Annotated in this window: 19 protein-coding genes; 10 read left to right on the forward strand and 9 right to left on the reverse strand. The window is 47.9% G+C overall.

Annotated elements, in window-relative coordinates; translation table 11 throughout:
- Positions 1–27: 27 nt before the first annotated feature.
- The 4 genes from ACO0K2_RS18570 to ACO0K2_RS18585 all read right to left on the reverse strand — a co-directional run bounded on the left by ACO0K2_RS18570 (position 28) and on the right by ACO0K2_RS18585 (position 2,718).
- A complete protein-coding gene (locus tag ACO0K2_RS18570) occupies positions 28–363 on the reverse strand; it encodes a hypothetical protein (RefSeq protein ID WP_423021553.1) in 336 nt (111 codons plus the stop codon).
- Positions 364–563: 200 nt separating this feature from the next.
- Positions 564–986 (reverse strand): hypothetical protein, encoded by a 423-nt coding sequence (locus ACO0K2_RS18575; protein WP_423021554.1) that lies wholly within the window; start codon positions 984–986, stop codon positions 564–566.
- A gap of 139 nt (positions 987–1,125) precedes the next feature.
- Positions 1,126–1,917: a DUF4349 domain-containing protein gene (locus ACO0K2_RS18580; RefSeq protein WP_423021555.1), complete on the reverse strand. Its 792-nt coding sequence runs from the start codon at positions 1,915–1,917 to the stop codon at positions 1,126–1,128.
- Positions 1,918–2,103: 186 nt separating this feature from the next.
- Positions 2,104–2,718 carry a TetR/AcrR family transcriptional regulator gene (locus ACO0K2_RS18585; protein ID WP_423021556.1) on the reverse strand — a complete coding sequence of 205 codons (615 nt, stop codon included), beginning with the start codon at positions 2,716–2,718 and terminating at the stop codon, positions 2,104–2,106.
- Between the two features lie 267 nt (positions 2,719–2,985).
- Between ACO0K2_RS18585 and ACO0K2_RS18590 the strand changes: the two genes are divergently transcribed.
- Positions 2,986–4,098 (forward strand): MBL fold metallo-hydrolase, encoded by a 1,113-nt coding sequence (locus tag ACO0K2_RS18590; protein WP_423021557.1) that lies wholly within the window; start codon positions 2,986–2,988, stop codon positions 4,096–4,098.
- Positions 4,099–4,259: 161 nt separating this feature from the next.
- Positions 4,260–6,149 (forward strand): DUF3857 domain-containing transglutaminase family protein, encoded by a 1,890-nt coding sequence (locus tag ACO0K2_RS18595; RefSeq protein WP_423021558.1) that lies wholly within the window; start codon positions 4,260–4,262, stop codon positions 6,147–6,149.
- A gap of 113 nt (positions 6,150–6,262) precedes the next feature.
- Here the strand turns inward: ACO0K2_RS18595 and ACO0K2_RS18600 are convergent, their stop codons facing one another.
- Entirely contained in the window at positions 6,263–7,264 is a 1,002-nt protein-coding gene (locus ACO0K2_RS18600) for a class 1 fructose-bisphosphatase (RefSeq protein WP_423021559.1), read from the reverse strand.
- A 140-nt stretch (positions 7,265–7,404) separates the two neighbouring features.
- A complete protein-coding gene (pepN, locus tag ACO0K2_RS18605; RefSeq protein WP_423021560.1) occupies positions 7,405–10,083 on the reverse strand; it encodes an aminopeptidase N in 2,679 nt (892 codons plus the stop codon).
- A 507-nt stretch (positions 10,084–10,590) separates the two neighbouring features.
- On the opposite strand from pepN, the gene ACO0K2_RS18610 reads away from it, so the two are divergent.
- Positions 10,591–11,226 (forward strand): DUF4136 domain-containing protein, encoded by a 636-nt coding sequence (locus ACO0K2_RS18610; protein WP_423021561.1) that lies wholly within the window; start codon positions 10,591–10,593, stop codon positions 11,224–11,226.
- Between the two features lie 65 nt (positions 11,227–11,291).
- On the opposite strand, the gene ACO0K2_RS18615 is transcribed toward ACO0K2_RS18610, so the two are convergent.
- The 3 genes from ACO0K2_RS18615 to ACO0K2_RS18625 all read right to left on the reverse strand — a co-directional run bounded on the left by ACO0K2_RS18615 (position 11,292) and on the right by ACO0K2_RS18625 (position 15,684).
- Positions 11,292–13,505, reverse strand: a complete 2,214-nt coding sequence (locus ACO0K2_RS18615) for a DUF1631 family protein (protein ID WP_423021562.1) — start codon at positions 13,503–13,505, stop codon at positions 11,292–11,294.
- A gap of 274 nt (positions 13,506–13,779) precedes the next feature.
- Positions 13,780–14,754: a quinone oxidoreductase family protein gene (locus tag ACO0K2_RS18620; protein WP_423021563.1), complete on the reverse strand. Its 975-nt coding sequence runs from the start codon at positions 14,752–14,754 to the stop codon at positions 13,780–13,782.
- Positions 14,755–14,763: 9 nt separating this feature from the next.
- A complete protein-coding gene (locus tag ACO0K2_RS18625; protein WP_423021564.1) occupies positions 14,764–15,684 on the reverse strand; it encodes a DMT family transporter in 921 nt (306 codons plus the stop codon).
- 240 nt (positions 15,685–15,924) lie between these two features.
- On the opposite strand from ACO0K2_RS18625, the gene ACO0K2_RS18630 reads away from it, so the two are divergent.
- The 7 genes from ACO0K2_RS18630 (at position 15,925) to rlmH (ending at position 21,302) form a co-directional block, all read left to right on the forward strand.
- On the forward strand, positions 15,925–16,122 hold the full coding sequence (locus ACO0K2_RS18630; RefSeq protein ID WP_423021565.1) for a hypothetical protein: 198 nt from the start codon (positions 15,925–15,927) through the stop codon (positions 16,120–16,122).
- A 193-nt stretch (positions 16,123–16,315) separates the two neighbouring features.
- Positions 16,316–17,041, forward strand: coding sequence for a YebC/PmpR family DNA-binding transcriptional regulator (locus ACO0K2_RS18635; protein WP_423021566.1), 726 nt, complete (start codon positions 16,316–16,318; stop codon positions 17,039–17,041).
- Between the two features lies 1 nt (position 17,042).
- The gene (gene purD / locus ACO0K2_RS18640) at positions 17,043–18,317 is read left to right on the forward strand and encodes a phosphoribosylamine--glycine ligase (protein WP_423021567.1); all 1,275 of its coding nucleotides are present in this window, start codon (positions 17,043–17,045) and stop codon (positions 18,315–18,317) included.
- A 129-nt stretch (positions 18,318–18,446) separates the two neighbouring features.
- Positions 18,447–19,346: an oxygen-dependent coproporphyrinogen oxidase gene (gene hemF, locus ACO0K2_RS18645; protein ID WP_423021568.1), complete on the forward strand. Its 900-nt coding sequence runs from the start codon at positions 18,447–18,449 to the stop codon at positions 19,344–19,346.
- Positions 19,337–20,008 (forward strand): nicotinate-nucleotide adenylyltransferase, encoded by a 672-nt coding sequence (nadD, locus tag ACO0K2_RS18650; RefSeq protein WP_423021569.1) that lies wholly within the window; start codon positions 19,337–19,339, stop codon positions 20,006–20,008. Before hemF ends, nadD begins: the two co-directional genes overlap by 10 nt.
- 5 nt (positions 20,009–20,013) lie before the next feature.
- Positions 20,014–20,715 carry a ribosome silencing factor gene (rsfS, locus tag ACO0K2_RS18655; RefSeq protein ID WP_423021570.1) on the forward strand — a complete coding sequence of 234 codons (702 nt, stop codon included), beginning with the start codon at positions 20,014–20,016 and terminating at the stop codon, positions 20,713–20,715.
- A 116-nt stretch (positions 20,716–20,831) separates the two neighbouring features.
- Entirely contained in the window at positions 20,832–21,302 is a 471-nt protein-coding gene (gene rlmH / locus ACO0K2_RS18660) for a 23S rRNA (pseudouridine(1915)-N(3))-methyltransferase RlmH (protein ID WP_423021571.1), read from the forward strand.
- The last annotated feature ends 5 nt before the right edge of the window (positions 21,303–21,307 follow it).

The following is a 21,307-nucleotide window of genomic DNA, read 5'->3' on the forward strand; positions in this document are numbered from 1 at the left end:
ATTACCGAAATCGTGTAGGGATACGAATCATGGTTCTTCAACAAAAGTAATACTAGAATTTGCAGCAAGTGACGACCGTATCTGCTCAAATAATTGGTGAACCGCTTTTTCGGTGTCACTTCGCTTGAACAGCTTACTGAAAATCGATTGTTCTGCAACCACATAGCAAGTCCAGACTACATCCTTACCTCTAGGAATTGGACTCTCTGGAATAGCAGCAATTTCATCGACTACATTGCCACAACCGATCCAAAGCATAAATGGTGCGCGCGAACACGTGATGCACCAACCCCAGTCTTCAGGAATTACTTCTTCAGGGGAGTAGCCCTTAGAAATAAGCTGTTCACGGAGCCATTCTGCCAACTGCTTGCCGAAGCGAAATGGATTAGTTTCGGCATCTTCGCCTTCGATGATGTCGAATTTATCCGTCCTAAACCATAATTGGTAGCGATTTACATTTATCCAATCACCATCAAAAAAAGATTAGCCAGAGCCGTAATTTGTCTGCTTTTGGCCAACAGACGCCGACTGCAAACTGACTTAAATTTTCAGCGCGAATATCATCAGTCCGAGCTTGAGCCAACCAATAACTCGCATTCTCGGTTCCCTACAAAAAGAAATGCAAAATCCCAAAAGACAGGATAGGCGGGGTGCCCGTCCTTGAAGCGAAATGCCTTTAACCCGATACTGCGGAGGCTTTTAGACTTGGCATCTTCGCATATTTCTTCAAGCAAGCTTTGAAAATTAGTCGACACAAGCGTTGCAGCGCCTGGACCAGCACTATCATCCCCTAGGTACCCGATTGATTCTCGCAGTTCAAGGTCAATCTCGGGAAAATCCACGTCACGAACGTTATCAATGACTGCTTCATCGCCTATCATGCGCCGTACTATTCCTTGGATTGAGTGGGCGCCGACGACATCCGTGGTGTAGGAGCGAAGGAAAACCGTATAGTTGGTCCCAGCGTAATTTAAGATGTTTTCCATTCGAGAGAGCAAAGCTTGTCGCATAAAAGTAACCCTGAGGTTTAATAAGTTCGCCGCTTATTGAATGGCTACTTGTGTCCGGCTTACATCTTTTAAAATTGGCGTTCGACCTCTCTAGGTCAGAAGCCCCAAGTTTTGACTATGGCGATTTTCTTTTGCGCCAAACTTTCCTGCCAATGAAACCAAAGATACAGACAACAAAGAGCCAAGGCAAAATATAGGCAAGGCCGGTAATCGTACTTGAAATTCCGCTCGATAAATTTCCAGTGAATGCGGAGGCCGATTCTGTGATTTGTGGCCAGAATGAATGATTCGCGTCTGTTCTGATGGAAATCTGCAATATATCCATATTAACTCGTGCAAGTAGCCTTGCATTTTCACCGGAGGCCTGCTCAAGCTCAGATTGTGTTGAAGCGAGCTCCTTCGAAAGCTTGATTAACGAATCAACGTCATTGTTTGGTCGGTGCTCCAGTTCCAAGAGCCGCTTCTGATACTGCTGCAGCATATCAATTCTCTTATTGCTCTCGACTATTGGGCGCGCCAAATCTTCAACATTCGTGGTTTTTTCGAGAATCTTGCCACCTGAAGAGACGACGCTAACCAAGTTCTTTATGCCTTCCCGCTTGGCACGAATTTTTATATTTCCCGTAGGGTAGTGACCAGAAGTCAGCTTCGACTCGAGCAACGTGCATTCAAATACTTTGTCGTTGGTGCAGTTGTCGATAATCTTGTCAAAAAGTGCCTTAACCCCGTCCTGGTCTGTCTCCACGGACATCGCATGCACAAACGCCAAATATTTATTGCGACCCGTTTCATGTTCGATTGATGACGCAACTGACGCTGTTCCTTTGCTTACGGAAGCCGGCGCTTCCCGTTCGGAGCACCCAGAAAGAAGAAGGCCAACGACAAAGAGGCTCGATAATATTTTCATTGATTTTTTATTGGCAGAGAGGTGATGGCATATGCTTGCATATAAAAATTAGCAAAGCAATATCAATTTGTAGGTGCAAATGGATGACTGCTCCTGACCGATAGCGCCCTTTCGAAATTCAAACCCATCTGACAATTCATGTCCGATGAAGTTAGAACTAGCACACATAAGTTGAGGTTTTCTTCCTCACTGAGCTACTGCGTAATACCCTAAAAACATACTCGCTGTCGTGCGAACCAAGACCTCTTGTTGCGTCGTCGTCAAAACGGGCTGTCCCATTGCAACCTGTGGCCAGAAGGCGATCGATTTTAATTGTCCCTGCAACATATCGGCCATCAATAGCGGATCTTCGGGACGGAGTTTGCCATCTTGTTGCGCACTCTTTATCCACGTCACAATGCTTTGTTCGTTTTTGCTGAGTTTCTCAACGATATCTCTCGCTCTGTCGGGAGAATGAATCGTTGCAGCGACGGCGACACGAGAAAGATCCAGAAAATTGTGATCTGACAGCATCGTCATTTTTTTTCTCAAATAGGATTCGAGTTGTGTTTGCAACGAGCTCTCTGGCGTGTATGTCAGTGCATCTTGCGTGGCTGCGCTGTGCCAGAGCTGTAAGAGAATTGCGCCAAACAATTCTTCTTTGCTTGCGAAATGGTTATACACGGTACGTTTGGACACCGCGGCCGTCGCCGCAATCTTATCCATACTAGTGGCTTCGAATCCATTCAGACGAAACTCGTCAATTGCAGCTTGTACAATCGCTTCACGTTTGCGATCCGTCTGTCGCTGAGGATGATTCATAGTGTAAAGCCAATAAGAAATGTCGGTAACGATTGAATATTTTACACTAAGTAGTTTACTTTTAAGGATTTTAAAACTACACTGTGTAGTGTACTTATGGAATGAAGGTGTTATTAACGCCCTCCCCATCAGCAACAATATTCATCTCGCTGTAGTATGCGCAAAAGCATGTGAGCACGTCACGCCGTCACCATGTCTTTCTCAAAGCGTTGATCACGTGATGAAAGACCGACTATCGAACCACTTCGTACTACGGAATGAGCAACCATGAATTCGACGACAGTACCAACGATTTTGCCAACGACAACGCCTACATCGACATCGTCCATTGAGACGCCAGCGGTGGAAGCACAATTCGTGACGAAAAAAGACGGCGCAAAGTTCACTAACCAAAAACACATGCGCCAACCTGGGTTCTGGAAAAATCTCTCGCTCGCCTGGGTCTTTTTATTCAATAAGCCAAAGCACACCGTTCCTGCGGGGAGTATCCCTGTCTACGAATTGACTCGAAGCCAATTATTAGCAGCACCTGATGCGACCTTGTTTCGTCTTGGACATTCAACCGTATTGATGAAATTAGCGGGTGCATTTTTCCTCACCGATCCGGTATTTTCTGAACGAGCATCGCCATTTCAGTGGATGGGGCCAAAACGATTCCACCAACCACCTATTACCATCAGCGAATTGCCGGACATCAAAGCCGTCATTTTGTCGCATGATCACTATGATCATCTGGACCGTGCAGCGGTGCTGGCGTTAGCCGAAAAAACAGAACATTTCCTGACAACGACCGGTGTCGGTGATCGATTAATTCAATGGGGTATTCCGAAAGAAAAAGTACGTCAGTTAGCGTGGTGGCAAGAGACAACGGTTCATCAAATAAGATTCGTTGCGACACCCGCACAGCATTTTTCAGGACGAAAACTCAACGACAGAGATCAAACGTTGTGGGCATCCTGGAGTATTTTAACGCCTGAGTTACGTATCTTTTTTAGCGGGGACTCGGGTTACTTCAAAGGATTCAAAGAAATTGGCGAGCGTCTTGGGCCTTTTGATCTCACGCTCATGGAGACAGGTGCCTATAATGCTCTCTGGCCTGACGTCCATATGCAACCCGAAGAAACCCTTCAGGCGCATCTGGATCTCGGTGGGAAATACCTTTTACCAATTCATAATGGGACGTTTGATTTGTCCTTACATGCTTGGTATGAACCATTTGAACGTATCGTGGCCCTCGCTCGACGTCATGGCGTTAACATCAGCACCCCGCAAATGGGAGAAGCTGTTGATATTGCAGAACCACAAGCCGGACAGCATTGGTGGCGTTTTGAGCATGCGGTGAGGCGTCCTGTTGCGTTACATACCGTCATGATGGAATAAGCTTCATCGTCACGATCAAAAGGCTTGCTCACTCGATAGTGACAAGCCTTTTTTTGTATGACCGCTTATAAAATTGCATTATTGATATTGATATAAAAGATCGCTATACTAAAAAGCCACATTCTCTTCCACTTCGTTCCGTAGCACATCACACGACATTCATGTTCACATACAAAAACGGCATCGCGCTCCAGATCTCACTCAGTATTGCAGCACTTCTTTCTTTACCAACGATGGCGCATGCTGCGGGCGAGGGACATTTCCATTCGCTGTATCAGCACACGGATTTAACTATGCATGCAGACAGTACCAGCGTCATGGACGCGGAATATATCTGGCGCGGTGTTGATCAACAGGGTGCCAACGGTCTTGGACAGCAGTATTTAAGTTTTGATCAAGATAAACAAGAGTTAGAGATTATTGAAGCAGAGACGATTCGTGCGAACGGCGAAAAAATCAAAGTACCTGCCTCCGATATTAAGTTGCAAGATGGTATGTTGGGAGGCATCTCCTATCCCCATCGCAAACTCTATCAAATCACTTTTTCTAAATTGTCTCCAGGAGACGCGATTCATCTCCACTACCGGCAGAAGCAATTAAAACTCGATTTACCCGGAGGTGATTCCCACGCCGAGTACTATGGTTATGATGTTATTCGGGATGATACGTCGTTCACCTTACATTATCCCGAGACCATGCCACTCCACGTCGCCAGCAATGGACTCGAGAAAAAAGAGGACAAAGTCGAGAATGGCATCCACACCGTCACGTGGACTCATCGTAGTACAGACACGCGGATTAGCGATTCCAATGTGATTAATGCCTGGCGTGAGACGCCTTATGTGATGGTGAGCAGCTTTAAAGACTACAAAGCCATCGCAGATGGATATCAGTTGGGCGCAGCGGAAAAGGCGGTGGTTACCCCTGAGGTTCACGCACTCGCAACACAACTAACGCAAGGACTGAAGACGGATAAGGAAAAAGCCAAAGCGCTTTACGACTGGGTGAGAAAAAATATTCGGTACGTCGCGAGCTATATTGGCGATGGCGGTTTTGTACCCAATGATACGAAAACCATTCTTGAAAAACGATACGGTGACTGCAAAGATCACGCGACTATTCTCGAAGCATTGTTAGAAGCAAGCGGTATTCCTGCCTCACAGGTACTCATTAACGCCAGCACCGATAATTACAGCATGCTGCCAATTCCGGTCTTTGATTTCAACCATGCGATCAACTACGTCCCAAGTCTGCATTTATTTTTAGACTCAACATCTGACCACAGTACTTTCGGTTTGTTACCAGAGATGGATTACAACCATGAAGTGATAGTGACAAAGAATTTTACGGCGCTATCGAAGACACCACCGGTTGTCGCCGATGACATTAGACTGCTACGCAAAGCCACCATTGTCTTGGCCGCCGACGGTTCAGCAACACGGACAACCGACATCACGGGCTACGGTCTCACCGCCGTCGCTGTGAAAACCTTTCTCGATGAAATCGGGCCTGGCAAAGAGGCGGACTGGGCACGCAAAACGCTAGAAAACACGGGGATGCACGGTAAAGCAGAACTGATCCCTCTTAAGTCTGAGGATCCTGCAAGTAACAGCTACCGTTATATCGAACAAGTGACCAACTATATCTCGCAGCCTGAAGCCAGTACACTTGGGTTTAATGCGGGACTGAGTGGTCCGGTATCTGCTGTGCAGATTTTACGTGGCTTTACAGAGAAAAATCGTAGCTCTGATTTCCGATGCCCTTCTTATGATGTCGAAGATGAAATCGACATCCAACTCGCCCCTGAACTCAAAGTTTTATACGTACCAAAAGATGTTCACATCACTTCAGGCGATATCACGTTTGATACCGTCTATAAAAAGCATAACAATACTTATACAATGCATCGTCAATTACGCTCCACCTCAAGCAGAGCGTGGTGTGCACCAAATGAATACGATGCTATGAAGAAAACCATGAACGATATTGATAAAGCCTACCATGGTCGCTTGTTGTTCATGAATAAGAATGAAGCCCGTCACGACATGTGACACGACATGTGATGCTGGTATTGGTATCGATATTGATATAAAAAAACCGCGGCATCCGCGGTTTTTTTATCGGTACTAACGATGACGCGCCATGGCTGGCAGTCACCCATCGATTACTCTTGGTGATATTGCGTCACACGCTCTACTTCGTTTTTCGAGCCAAGGAAGACTGCCACGCGTTGATGTAAGGCTGTTGGCTGGATATCGAGCATACGTTGTTTGCCATTGGTTGAAGCGCCACCAGCCTGCTCAACAATAAACGACATCGGATTCGCTTCATACATCAAACGCAGCTTACCTGCCTTATCCGGCTCACGCTTGTCTGCTGGGTACATAAACACGCCACCACGGTTCAGAATACGATGAACATCTGCGACCATCGATGCAATCCAACGCATATTGAAATCTTTGCCGCGCGGACCTGTTGAACCAGCCAACATTTCTTCCACATAACGAGTGACTGGCGGATACCAATGACGTGTATTCGATGCATTGATCGCAAATTCTTTGGTATCTTCTGGAATCTGCATTCCACGTTGCGTCAACACCCATGAACCCATTTCGCGGTCGAGCGTAAAGCAATTGACACCATTACCTGTTGTCAGTACCAATACCGTCTGAGGGCCATAAACCGCATAACCGGCAGCCACTTGCTTGCTACCCGGTTGCAAGAAGTCTTGCTCGGTGGGTGCAGTCATGCCATCAGGTGCCTTCAATACTGAGAAAATAGTACCGATCGATACGTTAACGTCGATGTTACTAGAGCCATCCAATGGATCGAACAACAACATGTATTCGCCTTTGGGATAGCGGTTTGGAATCTGATGGATCGTTTCCATTTCTTCCGATGCCATCGCTGCCAAATGACCGCCCCATTCATTCGCTTCAAGCAGAATTTCATTCGACAAGATGTCCAATTTTTTCTGCACTTCGCCTTGAACGTTTTCGCTACCCGCTGTACCTAACACCTCACCAAGTGCACCTTTACCAACGGCGTGGCTGATGGTTTTACATGCACGTGCAACCACTTCGATTAATAAGCGCAACTCTGCGGGGATAGAATTATTCAGACGTTGTTCTTCGACCAAATACTGGGTCAGACTGACACGTTTCATACGGTTCCTTTTTTAAAAGTAGTGATGACGCATGGTTTGTCACGTCGCGTTGTTGAAAAGTAAACCGTTCTTTTTCCAGCAACACCGACGCGCAAACACAATTTTTTCTATGACTGTCGATCCTCTTGCGATGATCTGACTTAGGCTGCCAATGCTTTACCAATGACTTCCGCAACGTCTTTCGACAATTTTTTCGTTCCTGCGACTTTTTCTAATGCCAACTTCATGTGGTCCTGCAAATGCTGCGGATATTTCTTCCAACGGTCCAAACTACGAGCCAAACGCGCCGCCACTTGTGGATTAATTTTGTTGAGCTCAATCACCAGTTCGGCCCACAATGCATAGCCACTGCCGTCTGCTGCGTGGAAACGGGAAGGATTAGCATTACAGAAACTGAATGTCAGACTCCGTGCACGATTCGGATTGCTCAATGTAAAAGCTTTGTGCGTCATTAACTCGCGGACCTTCTCAACGTCCGTGGTGTGCGCGGTGGCTTGCAACATGAACCATTTATCGATGACCAGTGCTTCTTTTTTGAACTCTTTATAGAATTTCTTCAGCGACTTCGCTGCAGAAGCTTGTTGTGCCTCGTTACCATTGAAGTTAGTCAATGCGGCGAGTGCTGCTAAACGGTCAGTCATGTTTTCAGCTTCGTCGAACTGGGTCGTCGCCAATGCGAACGTGCTGTCGTCTGCCCAAGCGCACAGGTAAGACAATGCGAGATTTTTTAACGCACGTTTTGCCATCGACGCGGCGTCAGGTGAATAAGGACCTGGCGTCAGATTAGCTTCATATGCCGTCAATAATTCGGCACGTAAATGCTGTGTCAACGTTGCGCGGACAAACTGACGCGCTGTATGAATTGCTTGCGGATCGACGATCTCAAACTCTTCAGCAATCATCGCCTCTGATGGCAATGTCAACACCAGTTCACGGAAAGAAGGATCGAGCTCTTCATTGATCAGTGTTGCACGCAATGCTTCGATAAACATGGTGTCAAGCTCTAAAGCCTCACCTGCTTGCACTGCTTTCGTCAGCTTGACCAAGCGACGTGTCGCGAGACGTTGACCTGCTTCCCAACGATTAAATGGATCACTGTCATTAGCCAATAACAAGCTCAACTCTTCATCCGTGTACTCAATGTCCAAGATCACTGGCGCAGAGAAATTGCGCAGCAAAGAAGGAACTGGACGTGCAGAAACACCTGTAAACGTGAACGTCTGCGTTGCTTCTGTCAATTCAAGAATCAACGTCGTCGCGCCGGACTGTGCTGGATACGCGTCGCAATAAAGCGCGATATCTTTGCCTTCGGCATCCAATAAGCCCATAGTCACGGGAATGTGGAATGGCAGTTTTTCAGCTTGTCCTGGCGTTGCTGGGCAAGATTGTGTCAGAGTTAATGTATAAACTTGCGTCTCGGCATCGTAAGCGGTTTCCGCCTTCACTCGCGGTGTACCGGACTGGCTATACCAGCGCTCAAACTGCGTCAGATCACGACCACTTGAATCTGCCATCGCAGCACGGAAATCATCACATTCAACGGCTTGTCCATCATGCCGTTCAAAATATAAATCCATCCCTTTACGGAAGCCATCGTGGCCCAGCAAGGTGTAATACATCCGCACCACTTCAGATCCTTTTTCGTAGATCGTGACGGTGTAAAAGTTATTGATCTCGACAAATGAATCAGGACGAACCGGATGCGCCATCGGACCTGCATCTTCAGAGAATTGGACTTGGCGCAACACGCGTACATCTTCAATACGCTTCACAGCGCGTCCCGTTGGTGTACCGACCAGATCTGCTGAAAACTCTTGGTCGCGGAATACCGTCAATCCTTCTTTCAGCGATAACTGGAACCAGTCACGGCAGGTAACGCGATTGCCTGTCCAGTTATGGAAATATTCGTGACCAACAACAGATTCAATACCAGCATAATCGACGTCGGTCGCGATACGGGAATTGGCGAGGACGTACTTGGTATTAAAGATGTTAAGACCTTTATTTTCCATCGCCCCCATATTAAAGTCGCTGGTGGCAACAATCATAAAGCGATCCAGATCGAGTTCAAGACCAAAACGCTCTTCGTCCCAACGGATACTGTTTTTCAATGAATCCATGGCGTGCTGGGTTTTATCCAGATTACCATCTTCCACCCAGACTTGTAAAAGTACTGAGCGACCGGATTTCAGGGTGTAATGTTCTTCTTGGCAAACCAATTTGCCAGCAACCAAGGCAAACAAATAGGATGGTTTTTTGAATGGATCTTCCCATTTCGCAAAGTGGCGACCATCGCCTAAATCGCCTTCTTCAATCAGATTGCCGTTACCCAATAAAATCGGGAATTTTTTCTTATCGGCGCGCAGCATGACGGTGTATTTCGCCATCACGTCCGGACGATCTGGGAACCACGTGATTTTGCGGAAGCCTTCGGCTTCACATTGCGTAATAAAGTTGCCGTTAGATGCATACAAACCGGACAACGATGTGTTCTTTAACGGGTTGATCAGTGTTTCAATTTCCAACGTCACGTCGTCTGGGGCATTCGGGATGCGCATCACTTCACCATCGATGGTGTAAGCGGATTTTTTCAAATTAACGCCGTTCATGCGCAGTTGCAGCAACTTCAGGGACGCGCCAAACAGAACTAAGTCTTTCTCTGCACTGTCGTGATTGCGGCGCATGGTAATACGTGTTGCGACATGCGTTGCCTGCAAATCCAGATCAAAACCCATTTCTACGGTGTCAACCCAAAATCCTGGGGCAACATAATCTTTTCGGAAAATCGTTGGTGGTGTCGTTGCGATATCGTTACGCATGGGATGAATGTCTCTATTAAAAGTGAATGTCACAGGACGCTCGCGAAATACTGCGGCACAGTGTTGATACCTCAATATCAACGCATCATTAGCGCATCACGGCTCCTGTACCAAAGTCTCATGAACCTTGCTCAGACCTGCATTTTACCAAGTCAACAAGCGATAAGCATAAAACCAGTGCAAGATTACTGATTTAAAGTATTAATTTTTTTGAAACTTTTAAATTTCACCTGCCCAGAGAGACGATTACAGAAAAATAATAGGAACTATTGTCGTATATTGAGATCAAAGAGTTACAAACCGACACAGATGACCAATTAAATAGATTTATCATCATGTTCTCGATACCAATTGACGTACTGAAACACTCTCAGCCGCATGTCAATGTGTAGCGATGCCGCTCACTTCCTGAAAATAGGCAACAACGATCGCCAGCAAGAAAAGCAAACCGGCACGCTATTGGATAACGACATAACGTTTATCGAAAACAATAACAAAGGAGTTGCAATGAAACACTATTTAAGCACCGCCGTTCTGGCCATGAGCATGATGCTGACCGGATGCGCCACCACTTACAGCAGCCAAGTCAGTGTATTCCACGAATGGCCATCCACGACGCAAGATAAGTCCTACATCCTAGAGCGACTTCCTGCGCAAGAAAATGATCCCGAATACAAGTTCTACGAAGAAGAGTTACGTGCTGAACTAGGTGTACAAGGCTTTAAAGAGATCGCGCCAGGCGCAACACCTGCACTGAAAATTGGCATGCAATACGCGACGACGCTCAGCGAATTGCAATTTATCGGTCCATGGCACCCTGCGATGTACGACCCCTATTGGGGCATGCACTTCCGAAGCGCCTATATCTACAGTCCGTTCGGTTACGGTCCATTTTATGGACGGCGTTTCCCCGGCCCAATTGATACCAACGCGGTGCGCTACTATCTGCATCAGTTAGAAATCAACATCAGCGACTATAGTAGCAATAAGAAGCTCGCCTCGATCAAAGTTAGTACTGAGCAGTCAAACCCTAATATCGCACCTCAAATGCCGTATTTATTGGAAAGTGCCTTGCAAGGATTTCCAGGTCAAAACGGGAGCACAGTCACCGTCGAACTACCGATAAAAAAGGATATGAAATAGCAAAATAGGAAGAGGAGGCGCAAGCAATGACCACGTTGCTTGCGCGCCTATTGCCTCGCGACCGGTTAGGTCGGTGGATCGCGTAGGGCTTCAATGAGCGCCCGATCAACGACTGACGCTGCTGATATTTCTACCGCACTACCGCTTCTGAACTGTTCAACAAGTTCTTCGCTCGAAATCGAGAACGAGTCATGTCCCTGACGATTCGTAAAAATGTACCGGGTTCGTTTTGGACTCACCCACGCTAATTTAAATCGCGTCGTTACACCAGCACTCGTCGTAAAGTCGACCCAGACACCACGCTCCATATTTTCGACGATGTGCAAACAATCATCAGTCAACTGTTCATGCTGATCTTGCGCATGTTTATTGAGCCGCTTCTCACTCGCTCTTTGAGCGATATTAACGGCGATTTCAAGCTGACGCCGTGGAGACAACTCTAGCGGTGCGCGCGCAATGGCGGCGTGGCGCTCAGCGAGTTTTGAGAAAAATAAAACCCGCTCCGGCTCATCCCATTTAATTGCATTAAGCCATGCATTCAATAACGTAAGCATGGCGGGAAGCTTGCTCACCAACTCTTTACGCTCTTCTGAGCTATTTTTCGGCTTGAGACTCCAAATGAGATCGTCCATCGTCCGCAATGCATTTTCAAGTGCATTCGGCTTTTCTTCTTTGACGTTGTGCGCGATGGTTAAAATTCGAATCCATTGGTTCTGTAAAAACGCCTCCAAAAATCCAGCCACCTCACCCGTTTCGACACGAATTGCCACGTCATTTTCCGCAAATTCGCGAGCGAGACGCATTTTTTCTTGCTTCAGCGCCAATGCAACCGGCTCAATAATGGCCTGCTCTGCGGTCTGCTCTTCCTCTTTCAGAAAAGCCTCTAGATCAGCCACCACGTCAGAAAAAAGATCGATTTGCTGGTCAAAGTCCTGCTGCACTTTTTCAACAATGCCTTCAATCATCTGAAACAACGGATCTTCTGCTGTCGTATCGCTGCCAAAAAAGACACTTGATTTGGCTAGCGTATCAATCAAGACACGGGCTGGGTGACTTTCTTTAAAGAAAAAATCCTTGTCCATCAACGCGACTTTGAGGGTCGGAATTTGCAATTGACCGATCAGATTTTTTATTTCTGAAGGAATACTTGGATCATTGAAGACGTAATCAAAAATCCTCGCCAGCAATTCAATGGTATTTTGGTCGATGTGGGTTAATTCACCCGCCACCGGATTGTGAGAAAGCTCCCGCAAATGGACGGGCGATGCAGATGACTCCTCCGCCACCTTCGACCTTTGCAGGTTCGTCAAATAATTAAAAAAAGCGCGATCAATGGTGACCGTGTCGGAGACAGTGGAGCGGCCACCTTGCGTCGCTTGGGGCGAATCAGCCCAACCATGCGTGTCACCCAAATTGGCACGTCCCTCAGCATGATCTCGTACCTGATCCGCCGCATATGTCGAATTGATTGAGGTTTCTTTCCCTTCATTGCCAGTGCCGCGCGAAAAAGAAAAAATATTACGCAGTTTATTTTCCAGATACGGATCCTGCGCCTGTAAATCATTGACTCTAGTGCGTGTAAAACGTTTTTTTTCGTCTTTTTTGGCACTTTCGATATCCACCAGAATGCCACGTTCAATCAGCGCATCATTGAGACCTTGATACACGCTTTGAAGATGCAAAAATAGTTCGGGCTGAAGTAGCCCCAAAACGAGGTGGTGCGTTTCTTTGCTGGTTTCAAACTCAGTCCATGCCTGCATGACTGCAGAGACAAACAATTCTGGACGGAAGGGATTTTGTGCAACACTAATCGGTGTGCGGCGTAGTACATGACCGATGCGAATATTCAATGCCACCAATTGTTCTGCATTCAGTACCTCCAGCGCATTGCTGAGGTTCGTCGTCAACACTTTATTTTCCATTTCCTCGAAACTCACGAGCGAAATATGCTGTGTTTCTGGGGACGATTTTATTTTGCGCGTGTTAACGACACTGACTTCTTTGGCGAGTATGGCGTTAATTTGGGAGGTCAGAATTTTATAGAAACTTGTTTGGTTACGCTTGAGCAGTTGGTAGGCCAAAAAACTGCTCGCCGCTTCTTCCGGACGCACCGTCTGGTCAGAGACGACAAACAGCGCTTGGGTCAAGCGGGAGGAAAATGCCTCCACTTGCGACGAGACCAAATTGGTCGCAATGGGCACCAAACTCTGCAACAAGAGCAAGCGACTCGAGCTGGAAAACTCACTTTTCTTTGCAGTATGTAAAGGTATGGTATCCATGGCGACGTGTTTAAAATACAAAATGCAACATACAAGGTGAAAACCTGAAACACATTTCCCAGGCGTTCAAGCTTATTGCCTAGGCGCATCGCCAAGTGGTTTCAGGTCATCAACGCACCGTCCCTATTAGGAAGTGTAGTACGCTTCACTCAAAAAGGTGACAACAACAATCAACATCACTGCCACGAACAAAACAAGCAGTAAACGCCCAAATTGAGGGCTTCCGTTCGTATCAGTTTCTAAATCGGCGTTATTTTGAGCCATAACTTTTGCCTTATGGAATTAATATTGTCGAACCTGTTGTTTTTCGGGCTTCCAAATCGCGATGCGCTTGTGCGACCTCACTCAGTGGATAACGCTGATGGATGTCGATTTTCACTTTGCCACTTTCCACCATCGAAAACAAGTGGGCGGCCATTGTTTCGAGATCATTTCGTTTTGCGGTGTAACTCATCAGACTTGGCCGCGTAATAAATAAAGAGCTACGCGACGCCAGCTCATTGAGGCTAAACGGCGGTACAGGACCCGATGCGCTACCAAAACTGACCATCATTCCTAACGGAGCGAGACAATCCAATGAATTGATAAATGTATCTTTGCCAATAGAATCATAAACGACTGGCACACCCTTACCTTCCGTGATTTCCTTCACCCGCTCGACAAAATTTTCTTTGTTGTAGTTGATCACATGTGTGCATCCGTGTGCTTTAGCGAGTGCCGCTTTCTCATCGGACCCCACCGTACCAATCATGGTCACGCCAATCGCACGCGCCCATTGGCAAGCGATCAAACCCACCCCACCCGCGGCGGCATGAAACAGGATGGTTTCTCCCCCTTGTAATGGGAATGTTCTATGAAACAGGTACTGAACCGTCAAGCCCTGCAACATCATTGCCGCGGCTGTCTCAAAGGAAATGCTATCCGGCAAACGAACGAGATTATCAGCAGGCATGATACGCGCCTCGGCATAAGCACCGATGGGGCGGCCCGCGTATGCGACACGATCACCGACTGCCACATAAGAAACACCGTCACCGACAGCCTCGACCACACCTGCCCCCTCCATCCCTAAACCAGAAGGGAGCGCTTGCGGATACAAACCAGTACGGAAATACACATCGATGTAATTGAGACCGCATGCTTTATGGCGCACCAGCACCTCGCCAGGGCCCGGGCTACCTAACTCAACCTCCTCATAGACCATGACATCAGGCCCACCCACACTGTGCATTCTGACTGCTTTGACCATCGTGCTCTCCTATATTTTCTTTTTTGATAATAAATACATCCCACCCATGACCAAGGCGGTACCCCCTAGTTGCCACGAGGTGATTGGCTCCGCCAGAAAAAAAGCACCTAAAAATAAGGTCGAAACCGGTCCAATCATTCCAGCCTGCGATGCTGTCGCAGCACCGATGCGTTTGACCGCGATCATCGTCATAAATACGGGCAGTACCGTACAAAAAATGGCATTGATTAACGACAGCCAATATACCTCAGTTGGTTGCACCAGCATCGTCACCGGACGCAAAAGAAAAAATTGTGAGATGCAGGCAACACTCGACACACACATCGCATAGGAAACCAAACGCATTGAGCCCACCTTCGTGACCAATTGGCCTGATTGCAGCAAATAGACAGCATAGGACACGGCAGCCCCTAACACCATCGCCGAGCCTAACAATACGTTATCGCCGCCAAATTTCAGATCATGTAAAAAAACCAGAATAATGCCGGCATAACTGACGAGAAGCGCCGCCCACTCCAATAGCGTGACTTTTCTCTTCAGTAATGTCGCCGACATCAACAACACAAATGATGGCGTCAAAAATAGAATCAGCCGCTCCAAGCCAGCAGTGATGTATTGCAATCCCAAGAAATCTAAAAACGACGATAAGTAATAGCCAACAAGACCTAATCCGATGAGACGCCAGCGATCAGCAGTAGATAGAGGGACTGCCGTTCTCATTTGCCAAAAAGCAATGCCAGCAAACAAAGGCAGAGAGAATGCCATCCGAAAAGTAATCAACGTCACCGCATCGACGTGATAACGATAAATTAACTTTGCAACGATGGCTTTCGTTGAAAATAAGATTGCCCCCGTCAATGCAATCAGCAAGCCACCAAGATAGTGTCGGCGACCAGAAGTGGGGAAAGTGGTTGAGTTCATAAATGCCATTGTAAAGCCATCTGAAAAAATCTGATTTCTTTACGTGGTGCAACCGTCGCCAAGGGCGATTTTCTGTCGATCCATCGCTCCATTCCTGCCTAACATCACTACGCATCATTCCTTATGGACAAAAAATAACAATCCATTACAATTTGCGGTGCAACAATGTTGAAATGTCACGTTTATTAACGATTAATCAATAAATTTTTGACTACAATCTATTCTTATTTTTATAAGAAGCAATATCACATGGACTACTACTCCCCCCGACAACATTTTTCTGACCAAGAAATTATTCGCCCCACACCTGCGGTCAAGGGGCGACCATCCCCCGCGAGCGCGCCAATTGACTTTGCTCTTGGCGATGGCACCAACGAGGTTCAGCGAATTTTTCAGAGATTATCGCAAACACAACAGCCAGCGAGCCAACGCGGGCAAGTGAAGTAAGTAAAACGCCCATCTCTTCGCTGTTTCATCTAGGTTGCAGCAACCTTCCCCTCACCTCTTGCGTGGGCATGGTATCGATTTCAAGAATTTCTGCAGTGGCAATATGGTAAAATGCCGCTCTTCAATATCAAACTAAGCCAGGCAAAACTGCCACCCTCCGGGTGTGTTATTGCCGATTCAGGAAAGAGCGATCATGGCAGGACATAGTAAATGGGCCAATATTAAGCATAAAAAAGCGGCGACTGATGCAAAACGCGGCAAAATCTGGACCCGACTGATTAAAGAAATTACCGTTGCCGCCCGTATGGGTGGTGAAGATGTGGACTCCAACCCACGCTTGCGTCTCGCTGTCGACAAGGCAGCCGATGCCAATATGCCAAAAGAAAACGTCACTCGCGCGATTCAACGCGGTGCTGGCACATTGGAAGGCGCTAATTACGAAGAAGTCCGCTATGAAGGTTATGGTATCGGCGGCGCCGCGTTGATCGTTGACTGTATGACAGACAACCGCGTGCGTACGGTCGCTGAAGTCCGTCACGCTTTTAATAAATACGGCGGCAACATGGGCACCGAAGGCTCGGTCGCCTTTATGTTTAAACACTGCGGTCAGATGCTATTTGCACCTGGCACCAATGAAGATGCCTTGATGGAAGCCGCGTTAGAAGCCGGTGCCGACGACGTGATCACTGATGATGAAGGCGGTATCGAGGTTTTGTGCGCGCCATTCAGTCTCTCTGATATCCGCGCTGCATTAGAAACCGCTGGCTTCAAACCAGAGGTTGCCGAAGTCATCATGAAACCAGATGTAGAAACCGTGTTCACCGGTGAAGACGCCATCAAGATGCAAAAATTGCTGGACGCCCTCGAAAATCTGGACGATGTCCAAGAAATCTACACCAACGCTATCGTTGAAGAATAATATGAAAATTCTCGTTGTCGGCTCGGGTGGCCGTGAACATGCACTCGCCTGGAAACTCGCTCAATCAGACCGCGTACAGACGATTTTCGTCGCCCCCGGCAATGGCGGTACCGCGAGTGATATTCGCTTAAAAAATATTCCGATCACGGATCCAACCGCATTGGCGGATTTCGTTGAGCAAGAGCATATTGGGCTGACTGTCGTGGGACCTGAAGTGCCATTGGCAGCGGGGATTGTGAATATTTTCCGTGACCGTGGTCTGAAAATTTTCGGCCCAACAAAAGAAGCGGCGCAGCTGGAAAGCTCTAAGGATTTTGCTAAAGCGTTTATGAAAAAGCATGCGATTCCGACGGCGGAATACCAGACTTTTTCAGACCTGCAAGCAGCCCATGACTACATTACTGCCAAAGGCGCACCCATCGTGATCAAAGCCGATGGTTTAGCAGCGGGCAAAGGGGTTGTGGTGGCCATGACCTTGCAAGAGGCACATGACGCCGTCGATATGATGCTGTCTGACAACAAGCTGGGTGATGCTGGTGCCCGCGTCGTGATCGAAGAATTTTTGGCAGGCGAAGAAGCAAGCTTTATCGTCATGGTCGATGGCAAGAACATTTTGCCACTCGCAACAAGCCAAGATCATAAGCGTCTCTTGGACAACGATGAAGGCCCTAACACCGGCGGCATGGGTGCGTATTCACCAGCGCCGATCGTGACGCCGCAGTTGCATGCCCGCGTGATGCGTGAAATCATCGATCCGACAGTCCAAGGCATGGCTAAAGACGGTATCGTGTTCACAGGTTTCTTGTACGCTGGTCTGATGATTGATGATCACGGCAACCCGAAGACCCTCGAATTCAACTGCCGTATGGGCGATCCTGAAACGCAGCCGATCATGGCACGTCTCAAAACCGATTTGCTGCATGTCATGGAACACGCCGTCAATGGCACGTTAGACACCGTCGAACTCGAATGGGATCGCCGTACAGCAATGGGCGTCGTCATGGCTGCTGCAGGCTACCCTGATACACCACGTAAAGGGGATAAAATCACTGGTATTCCAGCGGAAACAGCGGATAGCGTGACTTTCCATGCAGGAACGGTGATGACGGACAAAACCTTGCAAACAAGCGGTGGACGTGTCCTGTGTGTCGTCGGGCTAGGCGATACAGTCAAACTGGCACAGAAGCACGCATACGATGTTGTTGAGAAGATTCATTTTGATGGCGCACAATATCGCCACGATATCGGCTGGCGTGCGCTCAACAGAAAACACTGAAGGCGCATCAAGTAAAGCTCAGGCTCAAAGAAAGCTGAGCTCGAGGGCGCAAGTCCTGTAAAATCACGACTTGCGTGAAATTGGGGCTGGACACTGTCCAGCCCGTCTTGCTTTTATGAAGGCAGTAGGATGACGGATACTCAGGCTGTTAAGAATTACTTTTTATCCTTGCAGAAGAACATTGTTGCAGCGTTAGAAGAAGTCGATGGCAAACAATTTCTGACCGATAGCTGGGAACGCCCTGAAGGTGGCGGCGGTATCTCCCGCGTGATTGAAGAAGGTCAGGTTTTTGAGCGCGGCGGCGTTAATTTTTCGCACGTCATGGGAAACAACTTACCTCCTTCTGCTGCCGCGAGCCGACCTGAACTCGCTGGACGGCAATGGGAAGCCATGGGTGTGTCGCTGGTCTTACACCCACGCAACCCGTATGCGCCAACGGTGCACATGAATGTCCGTTTTTTCATCACCCATGCTGAGGGTCATGATCCCGTGTGGTGGTTTGGTGGTGGAATGGATCTGACACCTTATTACGGATTTGAGGAAGATGCGCTACATTTCCATCAAACCTGTAAAAATGCGGTGTCTCCGTTTGGTGCCGACCTGCATCCGCGCTTTAAAAAATGGTGTGATGAGTACTTTTATCTCAAACATCGAAAAGAAGCACGTGGGGTGGGTGGTATTTTTTATGATGATTTTAACGAACTCGACTTCGCAAGCAGTTTTGCGATGACCAAAGCGGTCGGTGACGCGTTTATTCCTGCGTACCGTCCTATTCTTGAAAAGCGTCACACTCTGGTCTATGGTGAACAAGAGCGTGATTTTCAGGCGTATCGCCGTGGTCGCTATGTCGAATTTAACTTGGTCTTTGACCGCGGTACCCATTTTGGACTGCAATCAGGTGGTAGAACCGAATCCATCTTGATGTCGATGCCACCGATCGTCAAATGGCGTTACAACTGGACTCCCGAAGCCAACAGTCCGGAAGCCCGGTTAGCCACCGATTTTCTGGCACACAGGGAATGGGTTTAACCAATAACAACACGCGATGTGTCCTCGTGCTGGGCGGGAGTTTTGATCCCATTCACCTTGGGCACGTTGCTTTGGCGAGTTGCCTTACTCGTCGACTTCAGCCGGATGAATTACGACTCATTCCTGCTGGACAACCTTGGCAAAAATCAGCTCTGACGGCTACATCAGAGCAAAGAGTCAGTATGCTGAAACTGGCTTTTGAGGACTGGAAAGACTGCCCCATCACCATCGATGAACAGGAAATCCAGCGCGCAGAACAACAGCAGAGCAGTTACACCATCGATACACTCAAGCAATTGCGTGCAGAATGTGGCGCTGACACATCGATTATCTTTGCGATGGGCGCAGACCAGCTGCAAAACTTGCACACGTGGCATCAATGGCGTGATTTATTCGAGCTTGCCAATTTATGCGTTGCGGCACGTCCCGGATATAGTTTAAAGATAGTGTCGCAGGAAGTTGCCAAAGAATGGCATGACCGATTGACTAGCGCAGAGGATATGCGTCATCAGCCCAACGGCACAACGATGATAGAACCAGCGTTAGCAGTCGATGTGTCCGCAACCCAACTGCGCACCGAATTAAAACAGCATAACCCGACAATGAGATTGCTAGTCCCTCACAAGGTGCTAGACTACATACAACAACATTCAATTTATTAAAAAAAATGGATATTAAAAAATTACAAGCCTTAGTCGTTGATGCCCTCGAAGACGTGAAAGGTCAGGATATTCAATTATTCGACACCACCCATCTGACAAGCCTCTTTGATCGCGTATTAGTTGCGTCCGGTACATCGAATCGTCAGACTAAAGCGTTGGCCGCATCCGTTCGTGACAAAGTCAAAGAAAATGGTGGCAACGTGGTCAGTGTTGAAGGTGAAACGACCGGCGAATGGGTATTGGTTGATCTGGGCGATATGGTCGTCCATATCATGCAGCCAGCGATTCGTGCTTATTATCGTCTTGAAGAGTTATGGGGCGATAAGCCAGTCAAACTCGGCGCTGAAAAACGTACTGCGAAGCGCGCAACGGCAGATGCGGCAGAAACAGACAAGCCAAAACGTGCTCCACGTAAAACCGCAGGCAAAGCTGCGCCACTGGAAGTAACGCATGACATGATGGCGATCCAGACCACCCTGGATGACGAGAAAAAGCCAGCACGCAAACCTCGCGCACCAAAAGCAGTTGATGGCGAAACAAAACCAGCGCGCAAACCAGCAACGCGTAAAGCGGCCGACGGTACAGCAGTCAAACCTGCCAAAATCCCGACAGGCGCACGCATCAAAGTGGCGGCGACAAAAACAGCTGTTGCTTCCGCAAAACAAGCTGCAGCCAAACGTCCGGCACGTAAAAAAGCAGCTGAATAAGCACGACATTCTGACGCAAACAATGGCTGCCTTGTGCAGCCATTTGCTTGCGTGCTCTCGGTTTGAACGCGCCAGCACAACACAGACTCTTTTTACGCTTATTCAAAAGTAATACTATGCAACTCATCATCGCTGCCGTTGGCCATAAAATGCCCGAATGGATAGAAACAGCCTTTCAGGAATACGCAAAACGTATGCCGCCTGAAATCCGCATCCATCTCAAGGAAATTAAGCCTGTCGAACGTTCCGGAAGCAAAACGGCCGAGACTGTTATGGCCTTAGAACGCGCTAAAATTGAAGCGGCGATCCCTAAAAACGCCCGTGTCATCGCCCTTGATGAGCGCGGGAAAGACTGGACCAGCGTTGCGCTGTCACAGAACCTCAGCAACTGGCAACAAGACGGTCGCGACGTCGTTTTTGTCATTGGTGGTGCGGATGGCCTCGATGCTGGTTTTAAGGCCAATGCCGATGGACTCATCCGCATTTCTAGCCTCACCCTGCCGCATGGGATGGTCAGAGTGATTCTTGCCGAACAGCTCTATCGCGCCTGGACCATCACCCAGAACCATCCCTATCACCGGGTTTAATCTTT

The organism is Undibacterium sp. MH2W, assembly GCF_049340215.1.
In the GTDB taxonomy this organism is placed as follows: Bacteria; Pseudomonadota; Gammaproteobacteria; order Burkholderiales; family Burkholderiaceae_D; genus Undibacterium.

What these genes read in the sequence shown, in the direction of transcription:
- rlmH (WP_423021571.1), top strand. Translation starts at nt 20,832, where the DNA reads ATGCAACTCATCATCGCTGCCGTTGGCCATAAAATGCCCGAATGGATA.
- ACO0K2_RS18590 (WP_423021557.1), top strand. Translation starts at nt 2,986, where the DNA reads ATGAATTCGACGACAGTACCAACGATTTTGCCAACGACAACGCCTACA.
- ACO0K2_RS18635 (WP_423021566.1), top strand. Translation starts at nt 16,316, where the DNA reads ATGGCAGGACATAGTAAATGGGCCAATATTAAGCATAAAAAAGCGGCG.
- ACO0K2_RS18610 (WP_423021561.1), top strand. Translation starts at nt 10,591, where the DNA reads ATGAAACACTATTTAAGCACCGCCGTTCTGGCCATGAGCATGATGCTG.
- ACO0K2_RS18580 (WP_423021555.1), bottom strand. Translation starts at nt 1,917, where the DNA reads ATGAAAATATTATCGAGCCTCTTTGTCGTTGGCCTTCTTCTTTCTGGG.
- ACO0K2_RS18595 (WP_423021558.1), top strand. Translation starts at nt 4,260, where the DNA reads ATGTTCACATACAAAAACGGCATCGCGCTCCAGATCTCACTCAGTATT.
- ACO0K2_RS18630 (WP_423021565.1), top strand. Translation starts at nt 15,925, where the DNA reads ATGGACTACTACTCCCCCCGACAACATTTTTCTGACCAAGAAATTATT.
- ACO0K2_RS18585 (WP_423021556.1), bottom strand. Translation starts at nt 2,718, where the DNA reads ATGAATCATCCTCAGCGACAGACGGATCGCAAACGTGAAGCGATTGTA.
- ACO0K2_RS18620 (WP_423021563.1), bottom strand. Translation starts at nt 14,754, where the DNA reads ATGGTCAAAGCAGTCAGAATGCACAGTGTGGGTGGGCCTGATGTCATG.
- ACO0K2_RS18615 (WP_423021562.1), bottom strand. Translation starts at nt 13,505, where the DNA reads ATGGATACCATACCTTTACATACTGCAAAGAAAAGTGAGTTTTCCAGC.
- rsfS (WP_423021570.1), top strand. Translation starts at nt 20,014, where the DNA reads ATGGATATTAAAAAATTACAAGCCTTAGTCGTTGATGCCCTCGAAGAC.
- purD (WP_423021567.1), top strand. Translation starts at nt 17,043, where the DNA reads ATGAAAATTCTCGTTGTCGGCTCGGGTGGCCGTGAACATGCACTCGCC.
- pepN (WP_423021560.1), bottom strand. Translation starts at nt 10,083, where the DNA reads ATGCGTAACGATATCGCAACGACACCACCAACGATTTTCCGAAAAGAT.
- ACO0K2_RS18600 (WP_423021559.1), bottom strand. Translation starts at nt 7,264, where the DNA reads ATGAAACGTGTCAGTCTGACCCAGTATTTGGTCGAAGAACAACGTCTG.
- nadD (WP_423021569.1), top strand. Translation starts at nt 19,337, where the DNA reads ATGGGTTTAACCAATAACAACACGCGATGTGTCCTCGTGCTGGGCGGG.
- hemF (WP_423021568.1), top strand. Translation starts at nt 18,447, where the DNA reads ATGACGGATACTCAGGCTGTTAAGAATTACTTTTTATCCTTGCAGAAG.
- ACO0K2_RS18625 (WP_423021564.1), bottom strand. Translation starts at nt 15,684, where the DNA reads ATGGCATTTATGAACTCAACCACTTTCCCCACTTCTGGTCGCCGACAC.
- ACO0K2_RS18575 (WP_423021554.1), bottom strand. Translation starts at nt 986, where the DNA reads ATGGAAAACATCTTAAATTACGCTGGGACCAACTATACGGTTTTCCTT.